We start from the raw sequence: 1,799 nt of genomic DNA, 5'->3' as shown, positions 1-1,799 counted from the left end.
GTCCCCGGAGGTGACCCGGGGGTTCTCGGGCGAGGGCGCGGTGCTGGACGCCCTGGCGGCGGATCAGGTGGAGGCGGACGCGGAGCTCGTCGGCGCGCTGATGGATTTCGAACCCGCCGTGGAGACCGGTGAGCTGGCCCGGTTGTCCGGGCTGCCGCTGCCGCGGGTGAAGGCGGCCCTCGGTCAGCTGGGGACGGCGGGGCGGGTGGGCTACGACGTGGCGGAGGCGGCGTACTTCCACCGCGAGCTGCCGTACGACGCGGCGGGCGCGGAGCGGCTGAACCCCCGGCTGCGCAGCGCCCGCGCCCTGCTGGCGGACGGCGCGGTGCGGCTGGCGGAGCCGCCGGAGACCGCCGCCGGGGCCGACGCCGCGGCCCGTATCGCGACCGTGACGATGCCGGACCGTGCCCACCGGGTGCGGCTCTCCCCCGACGGCAAGGCGCTGGGCTGCACCTGTCCCTGGTGGTCGCGCTACCGGGGCACGCGCGGCACCTGCAAGCACGCGCTGGCCGCGGAGCTGGCCGCTCGGCCCGGGGCACCCGCCCGGCCCGGCCCGAACGACTGAGCACGGACAACGGAGGACGGAAGATGACGGACGGTGCGTTCGGTCCGCTGGAGAAGGCCCTGGACGCCGCCGACGCCGCGGCGGTGCTGAGGGTGCTCACGGGCCTGACCGACCGGGACCGGCGGGCCCTGGCCAAGCCGCTGCGGGCCTACCGCCGGACGTGGCAGCAGGAGCGCGACGAGGCCGACCAGTGGCTGTGGCACCGCGGCGCCCGGCAGCGGCGCGCCGCCCAGGAACGTCAGCGGGTGTACGCACGCGGGCCGGCGCTGCGGCTGGCCGGCGCCGGGGTGCTGCGCGGGCCGGACGAACTGGCGCGCTGGCTCACCGACTGGCGGTTCTTCCAGGGGGACTACGGGGAGGGGTTCACCGCCGAGTTCACCCTGCTGCGGGAGCGGAGCGCCGACTGGCTGCGGGAGCTGGCCGAACGGCTCGCGCTGCGCATCGAGGACAACGCCCGCCAGGACTGCCGGCTGGCGATGCTCGATCTGCTGGCCGAGACCGGCGTGACGCCGCCGCCACGCGCCGAGGTGGTGCGCATGTGGGTGCACCGCACCTACGATCGCCGGTTCGCCGCCGAGGGGCTCGGGGCGGATCCGCTGCTCGATGCGATGGTGCCGCTGCTGTTCTCGCTGGACGAGCTGGGCGAGCTGCTGGAGAACGGGCCGTTCGCGCAGCGTCTGGTGGCCGCCGCGGCGGACGGCAGGCCGCGGCGGTCGGCTCTGCTGGACGGTACGCTGCGCCGGCTGCTGCGCGGCGGACGGCCGGCCGGCCTGCGCGGGTATCTGCGGCTGTACGCCCTGCTGGAGGTGACGGCCGAGGAGGCCGCCGAGCGGATACGGGAGCTGTCCCTGCTGCTGTCCGACGCGCCGTCCCCGGTGGCCGCCGTGGCGCAGGCGGAGCTGCGCCGGCTGGACGAGGCGGGCCGGCTGACGGCGGAGGCGGCGTGCGGCGCCACCGAGGTGGTGCTCTTCCGCCCCGAGCGGAAGCTGGCGGCGGCGCAGTTGTCGTGGCTGGCCAAGGCCGTTCCGCGGCACCGGGACCGGGCGGAGGCGCTACTGACGGCGGCGGGCGCGGGCTTCACCCATGTCTCGCCGGACGTGGCGCGGCGGGCCACCCGGCTGGTGCTGCGGCACGCGGCGGCGCTCGGCCCGGCCGCCGCCGAGGAACTGTCGGTGCGGGCGGAGAGCCTGCCGGCCGATCTGCGTGCCGATCTGGGCCCGGCGCTGGGCATCGA

At 77.1% G+C, this 1,799-nt stretch carries 1 protein-coding gene and 1 pseudogene; both read left to right on the top strand.

What is annotated here, in order from left to right; all coding sequences use genetic code 11:
• Positions 1–565 (top strand): SWIM zinc finger family protein (locus ACFV5N_RS27595; protein ID WP_385605202.1); only part of this gene is annotated, 565 nt, incomplete at its 5' end.
• 23 nt (positions 566–588) lie between these two features.
• Positions 589–1,799 (top strand): annotated as a pseudogene (locus ACFV5N_RS27590) (hypothetical protein); the annotation flags it as partial.

It is taken from the genome of Streptomyces sp. NPDC059853, assembly GCF_042731495.1.
Lineage (GTDB): Bacteria > Actinomycetota > Actinomycetes > Streptomycetales > Streptomycetaceae > Streptomyces.
This window is presented reverse-complemented; position numbering and strand designations above follow the sequence as displayed.